Origin of the sequence: Niveispirillum sp., assembly GCF_052437035.1 — a bacterium.
Lineage (GTDB): Bacteria > Pseudomonadota > Alphaproteobacteria > Azospirillales > Azospirillaceae > Niveispirillum.
Genome location: NZ_JBQVOH010000001.1, coordinates 718242 through 733941, shown reverse-complemented (window position 1 = coordinate 733941; position 15700 = coordinate 718242). Strand labels below are relative to the sequence as shown.

The 15700-nt window shown below is 63.0% G+C and carries 16 protein-coding genes; 9 read left to right on the top strand and 7 right to left on the bottom strand.

Translation table 11 applies throughout. The features are described from left to right. The first annotated feature begins 1 nt into the window (after position 1). Positions 2-1483, top strand: coding sequence for an amidohydrolase (locus tag ACT6Q8_RS03520; protein WP_444732654.1), 1482 nt, complete (start codon positions 2-4; stop codon positions 1481-1483). Then, entirely contained in the window at positions 1483-2781 is a 1299-nt protein-coding gene (locus tag ACT6Q8_RS03515; RefSeq protein WP_444732653.1) for an amidohydrolase family protein, read from the top strand. The genes ACT6Q8_RS03520 and ACT6Q8_RS03515 overlap by 1 nt, the downstream gene beginning before the upstream one ends. A 246-nt stretch (positions 2782-3027) precedes the next feature. Here ACT6Q8_RS03515 and ACT6Q8_RS03510 read toward each other — a convergent pair whose 3' ends face one another. Both ACT6Q8_RS03510 and ACT6Q8_RS03505 read right to left on the bottom strand, forming a co-directional pair. Then, complete coding sequence (locus ACT6Q8_RS03510; protein WP_444739339.1) at positions 3028-4305, bottom strand: tetratricopeptide repeat protein; 1278 nt, start codon at positions 4303-4305, stop codon at positions 3028-3030. A gap of 162 nt (positions 4306-4467) precedes the next feature. Next, positions 4468-4743, bottom strand: a complete 276-nt coding sequence (locus tag ACT6Q8_RS03505) for a hypothetical protein (protein WP_444732651.1) — start codon at positions 4741-4743, stop codon at positions 4468-4470. A 354-nt stretch (positions 4744-5097) separates the two neighbouring features. Here ACT6Q8_RS03505 and ACT6Q8_RS03500 point away from each other — a divergent pair, with 354 nt between their 5' ends. From ACT6Q8_RS03500 to pth, 4 genes are all read left to right on the top strand, one after another. Then, entirely contained in the window at positions 5098-5355 is a 258-nt protein-coding gene (locus ACT6Q8_RS03500; protein ID WP_444732650.1) for a type II toxin-antitoxin system Phd/YefM family antitoxin, read from the top strand. Continuing rightward, positions 5355-5771 (top strand): type II toxin-antitoxin system VapC family toxin, encoded by a 417-nt coding sequence (locus tag ACT6Q8_RS03495; protein ID WP_444732649.1) that lies wholly within the window; start codon positions 5355-5357, stop codon positions 5769-5771. The genes ACT6Q8_RS03500 and ACT6Q8_RS03495 overlap by 1 nt, the downstream gene beginning before the upstream one ends. Before the next feature lie 608 nt (positions 5772-6379). Continuing rightward, positions 6380-6961 carry a 50S ribosomal protein L25/general stress protein Ctc gene (locus tag ACT6Q8_RS03490; RefSeq protein WP_054167227.1) on the top strand — a complete coding sequence of 194 codons (582 nt, stop codon included), beginning with the start codon at positions 6380-6382 and terminating at the stop codon, positions 6959-6961. Positions 6962-7059: 98 nt separating this feature from the next. Then, positions 7060-7671: an aminoacyl-tRNA hydrolase gene (gene pth, locus ACT6Q8_RS03485; protein WP_444732648.1), complete on the top strand. Its 612-nt coding sequence runs from the start codon at positions 7060-7062 to the stop codon at positions 7669-7671. Positions 7672-7678: 7 nt separating this feature from the next. On the opposite strand, the gene ACT6Q8_RS03480 is transcribed toward pth, so the two are convergent. Beyond that, complete coding sequence (locus ACT6Q8_RS03480) at positions 7679-9790, bottom strand: methyl-accepting chemotaxis protein (protein WP_444732647.1); 2112 nt, start codon at positions 9788-9790, stop codon at positions 7679-7681. A 280-nt stretch (positions 9791-10070) separates the two neighbouring features. On the opposite strand from ACT6Q8_RS03480, the gene ACT6Q8_RS03475 reads away from it, so the two are divergent. The 3 genes from ACT6Q8_RS03475 (at position 10071) to aat (ending at position 13098) form a co-directional block, all read left to right on the top strand. Further along, positions 10071-10967, top strand: coding sequence for an ATP-binding cassette domain-containing protein (locus ACT6Q8_RS03475; RefSeq protein ID WP_444732681.1), 897 nt, complete (start codon positions 10071-10073; stop codon positions 10965-10967). Beyond that, on the top strand, positions 10964-12376 hold the full coding sequence (locus tag ACT6Q8_RS03470) for a hypothetical protein (protein ID WP_444732646.1): 1413 nt from the start codon (positions 10964-10966) through the stop codon (positions 12374-12376). The genes ACT6Q8_RS03475 and ACT6Q8_RS03470 overlap by 4 nt, the downstream gene beginning before the upstream one ends. 68 nt (positions 12377-12444) lie before the next feature. Beyond that, complete coding sequence (gene aat, locus ACT6Q8_RS03465; RefSeq protein WP_054167539.1) at positions 12445-13098, top strand: leucyl/phenylalanyl-tRNA--protein transferase; 654 nt, start codon at positions 12445-12447, stop codon at positions 13096-13098. On the opposite strand, the gene ACT6Q8_RS03460 is transcribed toward aat, so the two are convergent. The 4 genes from ACT6Q8_RS03460 to ACT6Q8_RS03445 all read right to left on the bottom strand — a co-directional run bounded on the left by ACT6Q8_RS03460 (position 13032) and on the right by ACT6Q8_RS03445 (position 15649). Beyond that, positions 13032-13520 carry a DUF2155 domain-containing protein gene (locus tag ACT6Q8_RS03460; RefSeq protein WP_444739338.1) on the bottom strand — a complete coding sequence of 163 codons (489 nt, stop codon included), beginning with the start codon at positions 13518-13520 and terminating at the stop codon, positions 13032-13034. The two genes, aat and ACT6Q8_RS03460, sit on opposite strands and share 67 nt — an antisense overlap. 81 nt (positions 13521-13601) lie before the next feature. Next, positions 13602-14078, bottom strand: a complete 477-nt coding sequence (mlaD, locus tag ACT6Q8_RS03455; protein WP_054167222.1) for an outer membrane lipid asymmetry maintenance protein MlaD — start codon at positions 14076-14078, stop codon at positions 13602-13604. A 104-nt stretch (positions 14079-14182) separates the two neighbouring features. Next, positions 14183-14572, bottom strand: a complete 390-nt coding sequence (locus tag ACT6Q8_RS03450; RefSeq protein ID WP_054167221.1) for an NADH:ubiquinone oxidoreductase subunit NDUFA12 — start codon at positions 14570-14572, stop codon at positions 14183-14185. A gap of 105 nt (positions 14573-14677) precedes the next feature. Beyond that, positions 14678-15649 carry a lysylphosphatidylglycerol synthase domain-containing protein gene (locus ACT6Q8_RS03445; protein ID WP_444732644.1) on the bottom strand — a complete coding sequence of 324 codons (972 nt, stop codon included), beginning with the start codon at positions 15647-15649 and terminating at the stop codon, positions 14678-14680. Positions 15650-15700: the final 51 nt, after the last annotated feature.

Here is a 15700-nt window from a genome sequence, read left to right as displayed (position 1 = left end):
AATGGCGCGGTCGCGGACCGGTCGCTGGATGGTGGCGGGGCTGGCCTTGGTGCTGGCTGGATGTGCCACGGGACAGGCGGCCAACCAATCCAAGGACAAGAACAAGGGCGACGACAAGGCGGGGCTGGCCCAGGGCCTGGACCCCGCCGCCAACCGCGACCCCTTCCCCAGCCGGTATAAGCCGGCGGCCAGCGGTCTGGTGGCGCTGACCGGGGCGACATTGCTGACCGGCACGGGACAGCGCATCGACAATGGCACCGTCATCCTGCGCGATGGCAAGATCGAGGCGGTGGGCGCCGCCCTGCCCGTGCCCGCCGGTGCCACCATCGTGGACGCGACAGGCCGTTACATCACGCCTGGCGTCATCGACATGCATTCCCACCTGGGTGTCTATGCCGCCCCGGCGGTGCAGGCCCATTCCGATGGCAATGACGCGACGGACCCCAACACGGCCCAGGTCTGGTCCGAACATTCCGTCTGGCCGCAGGACCCCGGCTTCGAACGCGCGCTTCGCGGCGGCGTCACCACGCTTCAGATCCTGCCCGGCTCCGCCAACCTGTTCGGCGGGCGCAGCGTCACCTTGAAGAATGTGCCCGCCCGCAATGTGCAGGAGATGAAGTTCCCCGGCGCGCCCTATGGGCTGAAAATGGCCTGCGGTGAGAATCCCAAGCGCGTCTATGGCGGCAAGGGCCGCGCGCCTGCCAGCCGCATGTCCAACGTGGCCGGCTATCGCAAGGCCTGGATCGAGGCGGCGGAGTATCGCCGCAAATGGGACGCCTATTACGACAAGGCCAAGAAGGGCGGCGACGGCGACAAGGGGCCGGGCGATCCGCCCAAGCGCGACCTGCAGCTGGATACGCTGGCCGGCGTCCTGCGCGGCGATATCCTGATCCAGAACCATTGCTACCGCGCCGATGAAATGTCGGTGATGCTCGATATCGCCAAGGAATTTGGCTATTCGATCAAGGCCTTCCACCACGCGACAGAGGCGTACAAGATCCCCGACCTGTTGAAGGAAGGCGACACCTGTGTTGCCACCTGGGCGCATTGGTGGGGCTTCAAAATGGAAAGCTATGATGGCGTGCCGGCCAATGCCGCCATGGTGCATGCGGCCGGGGCCTGCGCCGTCATCCATTCCGATGACGAGACGCTGATCCAGCATCTGAACAAGGAAACGGCCCAGGCCCTGGCCGAAGGCCGTTACCTGGGCCTGGATATCAAGGATGAGGAGGCGATCACCTGGATCACCGCCAATCCCGCCAAGGCCATTGGTGTGCTGGACAAGACCGGCACCCTGGAACCCGGCAAGATGGCCGATGTGGTGGTTTGGAACGGCAACCCCTTCTCCATCTATACGCTGGCCGATCTGGTCTATATCGACGGTGTGCTGATGCATGACCGCGCCCGTCCGCCGGCCGAACCCCGCTCCGATTTTGAGCTGGGGCAGTCCGGGGCCGAGATCTTCAAGGCGGGGGTGAAGTGATGAACATGATGAAGAAGGCCCTGTTGGGCAGCACCTTCGCCCTGGCCCTGACGGCGGCGGCGGGGGCGCAGACCATTGCCATCCAGGGCGCGACCCTGGTCACCGGCACCGGTGCCTCGCTGCCCGGTGCCACCATTGTCATCCAGAACGGCATCGTCACCGCCGCCGGCACCGGGGCCGCCGTGCCCGCCGGGGCGACAGTGATCGATGGAACCGGCAAGACCGTCACCCCCGGCCTGTTCGTATCCAGCAGCGATATCGGGATCGAGGAGGTGAGCGCCGTTGAACAGACCAATGACAGCAAGGCCGAGAATAAGGACTTTGCCGTCGCCTATGACCCCTCCTACGCCGTTAACCCGGCCAGCAGCCTGCTGCCGCTGGCGCGTCTGGGTGGTGTCACCCGCGCCGTGATCATGCCCGCCGCCGCCTTTGGCGACGGGGCGCACGCGCATGAGGCGGATACGGCGGGCCATGTGGAGGAGCCGCTGTTCCACGGACAGCCGGCCATCATCCATACCGGTGCCGCCCCCGACATCGTGGTGCGCAGCCGGATCGGCGTGGCCCTGCCCCTTGGCGAAAGTGCGGCCAAGAATGCCGGCGGCAGCCGCAGCCTGTCCGTCGCCATCCTGAAAGAGGCGCTGGACGACGCCCGCCACTATGCCGCCAACAAGGCCGCCTTCAACCAGGGCGGGACGCGCGATTACAGCCTGTCCCGCGCCGATCTGGAGGCCCTGCTGCCGGTCGCCCGTGGCGAGGCACCCTTGTTCCTGGCCGTCTCCCGCGCCGCCGACATCCGCCTGGCCCTGCGTCTGGCGCGCGAGGAAAAGCTGAAACTGGTCCTGCTGGGGGCCGAGGAAGGCTGGATCGTGGCCGGGGAGATCGCGGCGGCGGGCGTGCCCGTCATCATGAAACCCACCACCAACATCCCCAACCGGTTCGAGATACAGCGCGCCCGCCTGGAAAACGCCGCCCTGCTGGAAAAGGCCGGGGTGAACGTCATCATCACGTCAACCGCAGACGGCCATTACGCCAATCAGGTGCGGTTCGAGGCCGGCACCGCCGTCGCCTACGGCATGCCCCGCGACAAGGCGCTGGCCGCCATCACCAGCCGCCCCGCCGCCCTGTTCGGGGTCAAGGACGCGGGCGTGATCGCGGTCGGCAAACCTGCTGACTTGGTCCTGTGGGCCGGCGACCCGCTGGAACCCACGGTCCTGGCGGAAAAGGTGTTCGTGAATGGGGCCGAGCAATCGCTGCAGACCAGGGCGCGGGCGCTGGAGCAGCGGTATTTGAAGAGGTAGGAGGTTGGGTTAGGGGGCACGCCTGTGAGGGCGTGCTTCCCTTTCTGTCGCACTTCAAATGACGAGTTAGGGGGCCGGAAGCGGACGGGCGGGATTTGGACCGACGATGGTGTATTCTGTGCTAAGAAGTCAATCCATCAAACCTTTTCCTGTCCAGCAGAGAAATTACTTTCCATCCCAATCAAACATTGGAAGACGAAAAATTAAACAATAGTAATTATTGCACATTGTAAATGCTAATTCCGATCATTTGTGCAAATAACCTCGAAGTCCGGAAACTTTTTTCTCGATATTCTTAGAATATGGGTGATTTTTGCCAAGAGTCCTCTTGTATATGTCTAATGCGCGTTTGTAAAATATCTTTGCTTTATTGTGATCTCCAGAGGATTGGAGGAGGTTGGCAAGATTGTTCAGACTTGCGGCGGTAGAAGGATGATCCGGCCCAAGGGCCATTTCATTGATCCGAAGCGCACGCTCAAGCAACGCCCGTGCACCCATTAGATCGCCCAAGGATTGGAGGAGGTTGGCAAGATTGTTCAGACTTCGAGCCGTAGACGGATGATCCGGCCCAAGGGTTCTCTCGTTGATTGCAACTGCTTCCTGAGCGATCGCAACCGCCTCGTCCCGCTTTTCTGTCTCAGACAGAAAAGCGGCCAGATTATTAAGTGCCTGCCCAAGCGCAGGCAGGAAAGTATCAGGATGGGACGCAGCCAATTGACGGTAAAGGCCGAGCGCTTCCTTAGCGATTACTACTGCCTCCTCTCGCCGGCCTGTTTCAGAAAGAGTCGCAGCAAAATTATTAAGCGTCCGAGCAAGAGCGGGAAGAAAGGCCTTAGGCCGGGATGCCGCCAATTGACGGTGCAAGCTTAAAGCCTCTTCGGCGATCATAAGCGCCTCTTGCCGCCGTCCAAGCGCCGACAGAGTAGCTGTAAGGTTATTAAGCGAACCTGCGAGATCGGGCAAAAATGCATCGGGCTGGGATGATGCCAAATGACGATATAGGGCGAGCGCCTGCTCTGCGATTACAAGTGCTTCCTCCCGCCTGCCTGTTTCAGAGAGAGTCGTGGCTAGACTATTCATCGTTCGCCCGAGATCAGGAAGGAAGGCATCGGGTTGAGATTCCGCCAAAAGACGATACAGGCCCAACGCTTCCTCGGAAGCAGTAATTGCCTCTTCCCGCCGACCAAGGTTTGAGAGCGTAACCGCCAAGTTGTTAAGGGAACCCGCGAGATCAGGAAGGAAGGCATCGGGTCGAGATGTCGCCAAACGACGGTACAGACGAAGCGCTTCTTGGGAAGCAAGATACGCCTCTTCGCGCATACCAAGTGCCGAAAGTGTGGCCGTGGCGTTGTTTAGAGAGTCTGCTAGATCGGAAACTGCTTTCGGATCTTTTTCAGCTAACTCTCTATAAAAATTTATAGCTGCATTGTATGCTTCGAGCGCGTCAAGATAGAGACCTTCTGCTGCAAGCTTTTCAGCCAGCAATCTATTCGACTTTGCTCGCAGGACATGGGCGTTATTCACTGTTGCCCCCTCGAATAGCCTGAGTCACGAATTTCGTAAGCTCGTCGCTTGAATATTCGTTGCTTAGAATGAAGATATTAATTGTTGTACCCCGCTCCAGAGAGGAGATACCAATTTGTGCCCCAGTAGGGATAGCCTGTTGGGGAGTATCGGCTATCCCTTCTATTTTCCCCGCTGACCCTCGCTGAGAGCGATGCGCTCAATCGTCCCAATAAGCTTTCTCAGTGAAATAATACCTAAAACAGCTCCGCAAAAAATACCAACGACACCGACATTTGTTGACTTGAAGCTATTGCCCAGGAGGGTGAGTTCGGTATCGCCGACGCCGCCCAGCCAAACCAATGTAACGCCCCCAACTATCAACCCCAAAGAAATCAATAGCGCAGTGATTGTGAAAGCAATTAAAATAGGCGTTGTTGCTTTAACGATACTGGTCATAAATAATCTCCAATTTTTAATATTTACAATATCTTAGCAGAAGAAATTCTTACAGACTGCCTGAGGCAAAATTGGAGTCCTCAAACGGGCGACTGTAAAGAAATCATTCAGCTCACAAAGCAATATATGACCTTAACAACGAAAGCCGACAACTGAAAAGAGCACTCCGGGGATGATCAGCTGATGTCCGCTTATGGAAAGATTCGATCAAGATTTTATGACCATAATGGCGCGCAAAGCCGCCCTTCACCAAAGGCTCTCACTCACATGTAGCATCATAACTACATCAACCATTGCCCCACCACCCCACCCGCTGTAGTATCGTACCATCATCCACCATCAGGACCCCACCCCATGGGCCGCATGATGTCCAGCCGTGAGTTCAACCAGAACCCCAGTGAAGCCAAGCGCGCTGCGGAGGATGGGCCTTTGATCGTCACGGATCGGGGGGAGCCGGCCTATGTCCTGTTGCGCTATGACGCCTATAAGCGTCTGGCGGGGGAGCGGGGGCCATCCCTGCTGGACGCCCTTCGGCAGGATGGGCCGGAGGCGGATTTTGAGTTTGCGCCGACACGGATTGCCGATTCTGTGCGCCCGGTCGATCTTTCCTGATGTTCCTGCTGGATACAAACGTTTTGTCCGAACTGCGGCGACCGGATCGGGCCAATGCCGGAGTTGTTGCCTGGGCGGCGGAAACCGATCCGGCGGACCTGTTCATCTCCGCCATCACCATCTTTGAGATTGAGGTGGGGGCGGCGCAGGTGGCGCGGCGGGACCCGGCACAGGGCCTACTGTTGCGGGCCTGGATCGACGGCCATGTCATGACCACCTTCAAAGACCGCACCCTGCCCGTCGATGCCGCCGTTGCGCAGCGTTGCGCCCGCCTGCATGTGCCCGACCGCCAACCACAGAATGACAGCCTGATTGCCGCCACCGCCCTGGTTCACCGCCTGACCCTGGTCACCCGCAACACCCGCGACTTTGAACCGATGCGCGTCCCGATCTTGAACCCATGGCTTGTGGCGTGATGGGAGCGAGCCAGTCCGCGACGCCCATTCTGCACCTGCCTACCTCGTCCTCCCGGCGAAAGCCGGGACCCAGCAAAAGCAGCGATAGCTGCGACATGATTCATATCGGCGCTGACCGCGCCTTACGCTGGGTCCCGGCTTCCGCCGGGAGGACGATAGGGAGTGCGGGTTGGCACCTTCGCCACCCAATCCCCGCCCCAACCGCTGACTTCTCCCCCCACCCGTGCTATGCTCACCGCCATCAACGCCCAAACCGTGCCCTGCCCCCGGCCTGCTCTCCGAAGTGAGGGCCGGACAGCCCCAACTTATCCACAGTTCGTGGAACGCATCTTTATTTTCTGTTTCATCCTGTTTCACCAACGCCCGAAAGCCGGCCCGACACCCCATCCGTTCGGAGCTTTCGCCAGGGCCGCCGCGCGACTACCGGTGCGGGCCTGATCTGGGTGCCATGCAGGGGGCAAAGGCAGGGGCCGCCTTGACTCCTGGCGGGTTTCCGCCTAAAAGGCCGGACCATTTTCGCGGCGTACAGCACCCCTGGAGGCTGGCGCCACTACCGGACCCGACACGGATGCCCGTGACCGGGTCTTTTTTCGTACTAGGAGAGTACCATGACCCAGATTATCGCGCTCGCCGCCACGGCTCGCGACCGGGCCGGAAAGGGGACCGCCCGGGCCACGCGTCGTGCTGGTTCGATTCCGGCTGTGATCTACGGCAACAAGGAAAAGCCGGTGATGATCGCCCTGGACACCACGAAGTTCACCCGTGAGATCCATCGTCCGGGCTTCTTCACCCACCTGTTCGACATCACGGTCGACGGCGTGACGCACCGCGTGCTGCCGCGCGACGTGCAGCTGGACCCGGTCTATGACCGTCCGCTGCATGCCGACTTCCTGCGCGTCAGCGACACCACCGAGATCACCCTGAAGGTGCCGGTGGAGTTTGTGAATGTCGAAACCTGCCCCGGCATCAAGAAGGGCGGCATCCTGAATATCGTCCGTCACGATATCGAGGTGTTCGCCAAGGCCGCCGACCTGCCGGAAAAGATCATCGTCGATCTGGCTGGCTTCGAGGTTGGTTCGTCGATCCACATCTCGTCCGTGAAGCTGCCGGAAGGCGTGCGCCCGACCATCACCGACCGCGACTTCACCGTCGCCACGATTGCCGCCCCGACCGTCAAGGCCGACGCGTAATCGTTCAGTAGGTGTTGAGTACCCCACCTCTCCGGGCCTTGTGTCCGGAGAGGTGATGGGACTGATTGGTTAAGTCATTCATTTAAAATGGAATAGACATGCGCCTTCTGGTCGGACTGGGCAATCCCGGCCCGGAATATGAACGGCACCGTCACAATGTCGGTTTCATGGCGGTGGACGAAATCCATCGCCGCTATGGCTTCGGCCCCTGGAAAAAGCGTTTCCAGGGCATGGTCGCCGAAGGCCTCGCCGCTGGCGAAAAATGCTTCCTGCTGAAACCCCAGACTTTCATGAACCTGTCCGGCCAGTCGGTTGGAGAGGCAATGCGTTTTTACAAGCTGACGCCCGCAGACACCATCGCCCTGCATGATGAGCTGGACGTGGCTGCCGGTAAGATCCGGGTCAAGCAGGGTGGCGGCCATGGCGGCCATAACGGCCTGCGCTCCATCGACGATCATATCGGCAAGGATTATTGGCGGGTGCGTATCGGCATCGGCCATCCCGGTGACAAGGACCGGGTGCATGGCTGGGTGCTGGGCAATTTCGCGAAAGCCGATGAGGTCTGGCTGCCCAAGCTGCTGGACGTGCTGGCTGCCGAGCTGCCCTTGCTGGTCAAGGGCGAGCCGGAGAAATACGCCTCCCGCGTCGCCGCCCTGACCGCCCCGCCCAAGCCGCCGAAGCCGGAAAAGCCCGCCCCGGCGGCCCCCTGATCCGGCATTACGCCGCCGCGTCCAGAATACTGGCCAGCCGTTCGCGCAGCGCCCGCATCTCCGCCGTCACCTGTGTGGCCCGCTGGCCCAGATCCTGGGACAGGGTACGGGTTTCGGCGGCGTCGGCCGCCACGGTGCGGATGCGGTCGGACACTTCGATGGTGCCGTCGGCGGCGCTGGCCGCACTGGCGCTGATGCTCTCGGTGGCACTACCCTGCTGGGTCACGGCGGCGCTGATCGATCCCGCAATCTCGTCAATGCGGGCGATGACATCATGCAACTGGTGGATGTCGGTGATCACCCGCTCCGTCGCCCGCTGCACCGCCGCGATCTGGGAGGCGATTTCCTCCGTGGTTGCCGCCGTCTGGTTCGACAGGGTCTTGACCTCGGCGGCGACCACGGCAAAGCCGCGCCCTGCCTCGCCGGCCCGCGCCGCCTCGATGGTGGCGTTCAGCGCCAGCAGGTTGGTCTGACCGGAGATATCGCCGATCAGCTGCGCCGCCCGCCCGATATTCTGCGCGGCATCGGCCAGTTGGCCCGCCACCGCGCGGGTCTGCGCGCCCCGCTCCACGGCAGCATGGACCATATCGGCCACCTCCGTCACCTGCCGCCCGATCTCGCGGGATGAGGTGGCAAGCTGTTCGGTGGCGGCGGCCACGGCCTGGACATTGCTCGTCGCCTCCCCCGCCGCCCCGGCCACACCGTCGGACTGTTCGCCGGTGCGGGTGGCGGCCCCCGTCATGCGCTCGGCCATGGTGGCGATACCCGCCGCCTCGGCCAGAACGGCCTCCACACGCTTGGTCATCTCCTGCTCCAACGCCTGGGCCAACCCGCCCAGGCGGTCCGCCATCTCCTGCTGGTGGGCACGCTCCCGCTGCTGCTCCTCCACCTTCAGACGGTCCATCTCCTCCGCATTCACGCGGAAGACATCAATGGCGCGGGCCATATCGCCAATCTCGTCCCGCCGGGCCGTACCGGGGATGAAGGACAGCCGCTCACCCCGCGCCAGCCCCTCCATCGCGCCCTCGATCTGAGCCAGCGGCCCCGTGATGGACCGGACCAGCAGCAAGGACAGGCCACAGAACACGGCCACCAGGGTCCCGCCGATGGCCATGGTCAGGCGCTGCGTCTGGGTACGGATGCTGCCCTCCGCCTCCTTGGCATCGGCCAGCCCGGCACTTGTATAGTCAAAAAGCTGCTTGATCAGGGGCGCCGTCTCGGCAAAGGCGGCATTGAAATCCTTCACCGCCTTGTCCTGTGCGGCCACCGCGCTGGAAAGTGCCACCATGTCCTGGCGATATTGCCGGGACAGGGTATCGATGGCTTCCTTGGTCTGCGGGTCCAGCTGGCTTTCCGGGATGAAGAAGGAGAACTCGTTGAAGGCCTTGCGATGCTGGCCCACATATTTGTCATCCCCCGTCATCAGGAAGGATTTCTCGGCATTGCGCATTTCCGCCATACCGATGAAAAGCTGCGCGCCCATGGTGGCGGGCCATTTCTTCAGCTCCTCCTCGGTCGCTGCCACCGACCGCGCCATCTGCCCACGCAGACCTTCCTCGTCCGTCAGGCCAACGGCGCGGGTCGCCTGGTCCACGGCGTCGAAGGCGGCGGCCAGGCTGGACAGTCTGGCCGTCAGGGCCGTGATCGTCTCCGCCTGATCGGCTGCGGCGGGATGGGCCGTCAGGGCGGCTGCCGCCTGCTCCACCTCCGTCAGGGTGGTCTTGAACGCCGCCCCAGCGGCGGCATCGCGTTCGCGCAGGAAGCGGGTGACGTGAAGCTGCAGGGCCGTCATGCCCCGGTTCAGGTCGGCCGCCGTCTCGGCAAAGCCCGACAGGCCAGTCATGCGGCCCGTCGCACTTTCCCGTCTGGCATCACCCAGCAGGAAAAGCCCCGCCGTCAGCAGCACCGTCAACAGGGCCGCCCCCACCAGAAAACCGATGCGGGTGGAGATCGACAGCTGGGCCAGCCAGCCCCCCTCCCCCACATCCCCCGGCCGGTGCAGACGGGCCATCAGGGTTTCCACCAGCGCCAGCAGCCGCTGCTGCCAGACCGGGCGCGGTCGCCCCGCCGGTTCCGTCTGCAAGGAGAGTGTGTCGCCGGACAGCGTCCATTCGGTCATGCCGCGCATCCCATTGATGGGGTTTTGCTAAAATCCCAGCAAATCCCGTTTTCCCTCCCCCGCGCGGGGACAACGGATTTTGCCGCCGCGCGGGGGCCTTCGGTCCCATCACATAGGGACGGTGTGGTAAAGGATCGGCGGCAGTTCCGTGAAGTTTCCGTGACGGAACCTAGCGGCGCAGCGTTGCAGCAAGGCACCCTGCGGTTTACCATGATCCGCATGCCCCTCATGCGGCGTCGGTATGGTGACGATGCCGCCTTATCCTGGTGACCCTATCTTGATGACAACCCCCACTGCATCGCCGTCCCTGACACTGACTGGATTGGGGCGGCGGTTCGGCACGTTCCGGGCTGTTCATGATGTGAACTGGACATTGGGGCCAGGGATTCATGGGCTGCTTGGCCCCAATGGTGCGGGCAAGTCCACATTGCTGGCGATGCTGGCTGGCACGCTTCCGCCCAGCGAGGGGCGCATGGAAAGCGGCGGGCAGGACATTGCCCGGTCCATGCGGGGGCACCATGCGCGCCTTGGCTATGCCCCGCAATCGGTGGACCTGCCGCCCCATGCCACGCCGCGGCAATTGCTGGCCTATATGGCCGCCCTGAAGGGCCTGCCCGCGCGGGAGGCCGCCCAACAGGCGGCAGACTTGGCGGACGCCCTGCACATCGCGACCAAGCTGGATACACCGGTGGGCGATCTGTCGGGCGGGATGCGCCGCCGGCTGGTGGTCGCGCAATCGCTGCTGGGGCAGCCGGAAATCCTGCTGCTGGACGAGCCGACGGCGGAGTTGGACGGGTTCGAGAAGCTAGCCCTGCAATCCATCCTGACGGAGATGGCGCCGCGCTGCGTAATTGTCTTCTCCAGCCATATCGTCTCCGATCTGGAGGCCATCGCGGAGGATCTGCTGATCCTCTCAAAGGGTCAGGCTATCACAGTGGGGCAGCCGGAAATGCTGGCTGCCGCCCTGGAGGGGCGTGTTGTCAGCCTGACGGTACCCGCGACGGCCATTGATCATGCCTTGCAATTCGGTGCGGTCACCGGACGCAAGCGTATGGCGGACGGCATCCGCCTGCGTCTTGTGCTGAATGCCGGAAGGGCGGCACCGCCCGGCGCCATACCGGAGGCCCCCAGCCTGGAAGATGCCTATCTGGCCGCCGTTGCGGAGCACAGGGCATGACAATCGGCGTTATCCTGGCGGTCGCCCGGTTCCAATTGGCCGGCTTCACGCGGCGGCGCGGCCTGTGGGTCTGGCTGGCGCTGGCCTGCATGCTGGCCAGTCTTGCCCTACCCCCCGCCGATGCCGGCTATGTCACGGTTTCCGTGGGCACCTTGCGCCCGATCTACACGGCGGAAACCGTGGGGCTGGTCGTGGGTGCGTTGGGTGTGACCCTTCTGCTGCCGGCACATTTCATCGCCTTGCGGATCGCCTTTCCGCCCACGCGTCATCCGCTTCTGCTGACGGGGGCCACGCCGGTCAGCGATACTGCCTTCGCCCTGGGTCGGTGGCTGGCCGACACCTGCTTTCTTGTGGCTTTCCTGCTGTGTTTTGGTGTCGGCGCTTTGTTCATCCAGGCGGTCCGGGGGGAAGCACCGGTGCAGCAGCCCCTGGCATTGCTGGGTCCGCTTCTGTTGGTCAGTGTGCCCAGCGCATCGTTACTGGCGGGGTTCCGCGGGCTGGTGGAGGCCCGGCGCTGGACGCGCGGCCCGGTGGCGGCGGGTATCCTGATGATGGTGGCCTGGCTGGTGGTCCTGCCCCTGACCACCAGTGTGTCGCGGGGGATGCTGGGGCCCATCGCCGACCCGCTGGGTGCCGGCCTGCCCATGCATGATATGGGCGGCATGGTACCGGGAAACCATGGCACCTCCTTTGGCATTCACATCACTCGATCCATTGACGGCAGCTTCACCTGGGACGGCTTTGACTGGTCCGACCCGTCTTATCTGGCTGCCCGGATCACATGGTTCCTGGCGGGCGCGGGTTTAGCGATGGCCGCTGGCTTGCTGGGTGATCGGTTCCGGCGTCCAGCGAAGGCAAGCAAGGCCAGTGACGCGGACAAGACCGTTAAGCCCGCTTCCCCGACGCAGATCGCCCCCATCAGCGTGCGCCCGAATGGGGGTACCGGCCTTGCCGTCCTGCTATTGGCCGAACTGCGCCTGTCGCGACCGGGATGGAAGCTGCTGGCCATATGGCTGGGCGGTGCTGTCGCGTTGGCGTTGCTGTCCGACGGGCCGGATGCGGTGCGGCGTGCGGTGGCGCTGCTGCTGCTGCCGGCCCTGTTTCCACTGGGGGACCTCGGCGTGCGGGCATCGGGTAAATCCTTGCTGCCCTTGGCCATGGCCGTGCCAGCCTCCAACGTCGTGCGGCTGTTCGCGGGCTATCTGGCGGGGCTGATACTGGCCGGGGCACCGCTGCTGTTGCTTCTGGCGGGGACGGTAATACGCAGCGGCAGCTTGCCAGGGCCATGGCTGGGTCTGATCGCGGCACTGGTGCCGGCGGTCGCCTTGCTGCTGGGGCGGCTGACCGGGTCGGGGCAGGCATTTTCGATGCTGGGGCTGATCGCCTGCTATCTGCTGTTCTCGGCGTGATTATTTGTAAGCGCCGTCACAACTTGCTATGGTTGTAGCCGGCCCTTGCCACCACGCGCCGGGGAATGATGGGTATATTGACGCCCGAGCTGTTGATCCGTGCCTATGCCGGTGGGGTTTTCCCCATGGCAGAAAGTGCGGATGCGAAAGACCTTCTGTGGTTTGATCCGCCCTTCCGGGGGGTGTTGCCGCTGGACGCGTTCCATGTGCCCCGACGGCTGCGCAAGACGCTGCGCCATTTCCCTTTTGATGTCCGGATCGACAGCGATTTCCGCGCAACCATGATGCACTGCGCCGAGCCGGCCCCGGACCGTCCGCAGACCTGGATCAATGACGAGATAAGGGAGGCGTACTGTCAGTTGCACGCCATGGGCAAGGCCCATTCGGTGGAATGCTGGCAGGATGGGCAGATGGTGGGCGGGCTGTACGGCGTGTCGCTGGGCGGTGCCTTTTTCGGGGAAAGCATGTTTTCCCGCGCGACGGATGCCAGCAAGATCGCCCTGGTGCATCTGGTGGCACGGCTGAAGGCTGGCGGCTACTTGCTGCTGGACACACAGTTCCTGACCGAACATCTGTCACAGTTCGGAGCGACGGAAATCCCGCGCCACCGCTATCGCGCGCAATTATCCAAGGCGGTCAGTGCGCCGGCCAATTTTTACTGCTTGGAAGATGAACGGGCCTTGCTGTCCGACTTCCTGCAATCCTTGACCCATACGTCATAGACTGGATGTTCCATGGCCGACAGGGCCGGGCTGGAGGCGAACATCCAGCCCTGGAACACCGGCACGACGATACCGTCGGACCGCTTCTCCTGGGCATCCAGGAAGGCGGCGGATTCGGGCGGATCAATGGGCGATGCCTTCTGACAGGCCTTCACGATGATGGTCAGCTGACCAAAGGTCACCGGCTCGCCCACCTTGGCTTCAAACGTACTGGTCCGTGCCGTGACCTTGTCCAGCCCTTGCAGAAGGGCCACGGGCATGGGGTCGAACTTGCGGGCGGGCGGCGGCGGGGGTGCTGGACGCTGCACCGCCCCCAGCGGGGCCCGCACATCCGGTGCCACCGCCGGATCAGCAGGCAGGGTTTCTTGTGCCGCCACCGGCAGGGCCAGAACAAGGGCAAGACCAGCAAGGGTTAGGCGCATCGACATTGAGGACCGCAGGCATCGGGAAACGGATAAGGCAGGAAAGCGGGGCTTTACGGCGGCATCAAGGCCGCCCGCCGCTTACGGCGTAGCCGGCGCCTCGGACTTCTTGTCACCACTGGCGGAATTGAAGATGAAGCGACCCAGCAGTTCCTCCAGGTTCACGGCGGACTGCGTATACTCGATCGTCTCGCCGGCCTTCAGCTTGTCCTCTTCCCCACCGGGATCCAGTTGAAGATAGCGCCCACCCAGCAGGCTTTCGCTGGCGATGCTGGCCGTCGTGTCACGCGGCAGCTGCACATTGCTGTCGATATCCATACGGACCACGGCCTGGAAGGTCTGCTTGTCCAGGTGCTGGCTGGTGACGGTCCCGACCTTCACGCCGGAGATGCGCACATCGGCGCCGGCGGCCAGACCGCCTGTGCTGCTGAACCGCGCTTCCAGCGGATATCCCGACACGGCCTTCACGCTGCTGGTCGTGTAGGCGAAGAACAGGAAGAAGCCGGCGACCAGAAGGACGACGGCACCCAAGACGGTTTCGATCACGTTCTTACGCATGGGACAGATCAACTCCTGCCAGACCGGGACAATACCCGATCCCTTAAACGATCATGGCGGCGCTTTTGCGGCGCCGCCATGCGACATCCCAAAGATAGGGATGATCAGTTCGGCGTCCAGGCCTCGTAGTCACCCGTCGCCTTGTCGCGCTTGCCGCCAGCAAACAGGTGGCCGGGTGGACGATAGGCCTGGGTGGTGCCCGTCGGGTTGGGCTGGTGCGGCAACTGCCAGCCCTTGTGGAAGGCACTGTCCGTCGGCAGGGGGGCGGCCATGTTGTAATGCATCCAGCCATGCCATTCCGGCGGCACCTTGGTCGCCTCCGGCTCACCCTTGTACAGGACCCAGCGGCGGGCCTTCATGCCGGGACGCGCCTTCTTCTCTTCGAAGTAGCGGTTACCGGCAGCATCGCTGCCAACCAGCCGGCCAGCACGCCAGACAAGCAGCTTGATCTGGATGTTGGCCATCCAGGTGGCCAGGGAAATACGGTCGCTCATGGCTTTTCCGTGATGCGGAACGAAGATCGGCGGCGACTATGCACCGGCGTCGGGGAGCTTGTCCACTGCAACGCGGCAGACCCAGATGTGCTTGAAAGCAGCCTGTTATTCCCCCCGCCCCCGCAACCGGTCCGCCGCCCGGCCGAACCGGCCCGTATGGTGGCGGATTTCCCAGATGGCGATGGACAGGCCGGCCACGGCCAGCGGCAGCACATAATAGATGAAGCGATAGGCCAGAAGCGCGCCAAGGATGGAACTGGCAGCGTCATGGTCGGCCATGCCTAGCAGGATGATGCTTTCAAACACGCCCAGACCGCCCGGCACATGGCTGAAGATCGCCACGATCAGGGCGGCGCAGAACAGGGCCACGAAGGAGACGAACGGCACCTGCACATCAACCGGCAACAGCATCCACAAGATGGCCGCTGTCACCACCAGTTCGGCGGAAGCGATGGTGATCTGCGACACGACCCCACCCCAGCTGGGCAGCTGGATCGACCAGCGCCAGAGCTTCACCGGCTTGTGGGTCACGGCGGTAATCACGCAGATGGCCAGAAGGCCGAGCAGCATCAGCGCACCGGTCGCCTGCACTGCCAGTTCCGGGATCTTCAGCAGGACGGAGACAGGGTGCGGCCCGACGATCATGCCGACGGCACCAGTGAAGGTCAGGCCGAGGGTGAAAGTGGTGGTGGAGAACACCACGACCTTGGCGACATCGCCCGGCGACAGTCCGGCGGTGCCATAGGCCCGCAGCCGCACCCCTGCCCCGCTGATCACTGCCCAGCCGACATTATTGGAAATGGCATAGCCGCAGGCTGCCGCGAAGGCCGTGGTCCGGTACGGGACCTTCTTCTTCAGATAGATCAGCGCAGAGAGGTCATAAAGTGTCAGTAGCCAGAAGGCCAAGGCCGTGAGGCCGATGGCCTTGATCACCTTGGACAGGGGCAGCGCCTCCAGATAGGCGATCACCTCACCGAAATTCACCTCCGCTATCACATGGCGGACGGCGAACACCAGAAGCACGCCCAGGAACAGAACCGTACCGATGCCCAGCAACGCCTTCTGCCGCCGGCTCATGCCCTCACTGGCAGGGACGGTCTGGGGCGGTTGAGACTCGGGATCGGGCGT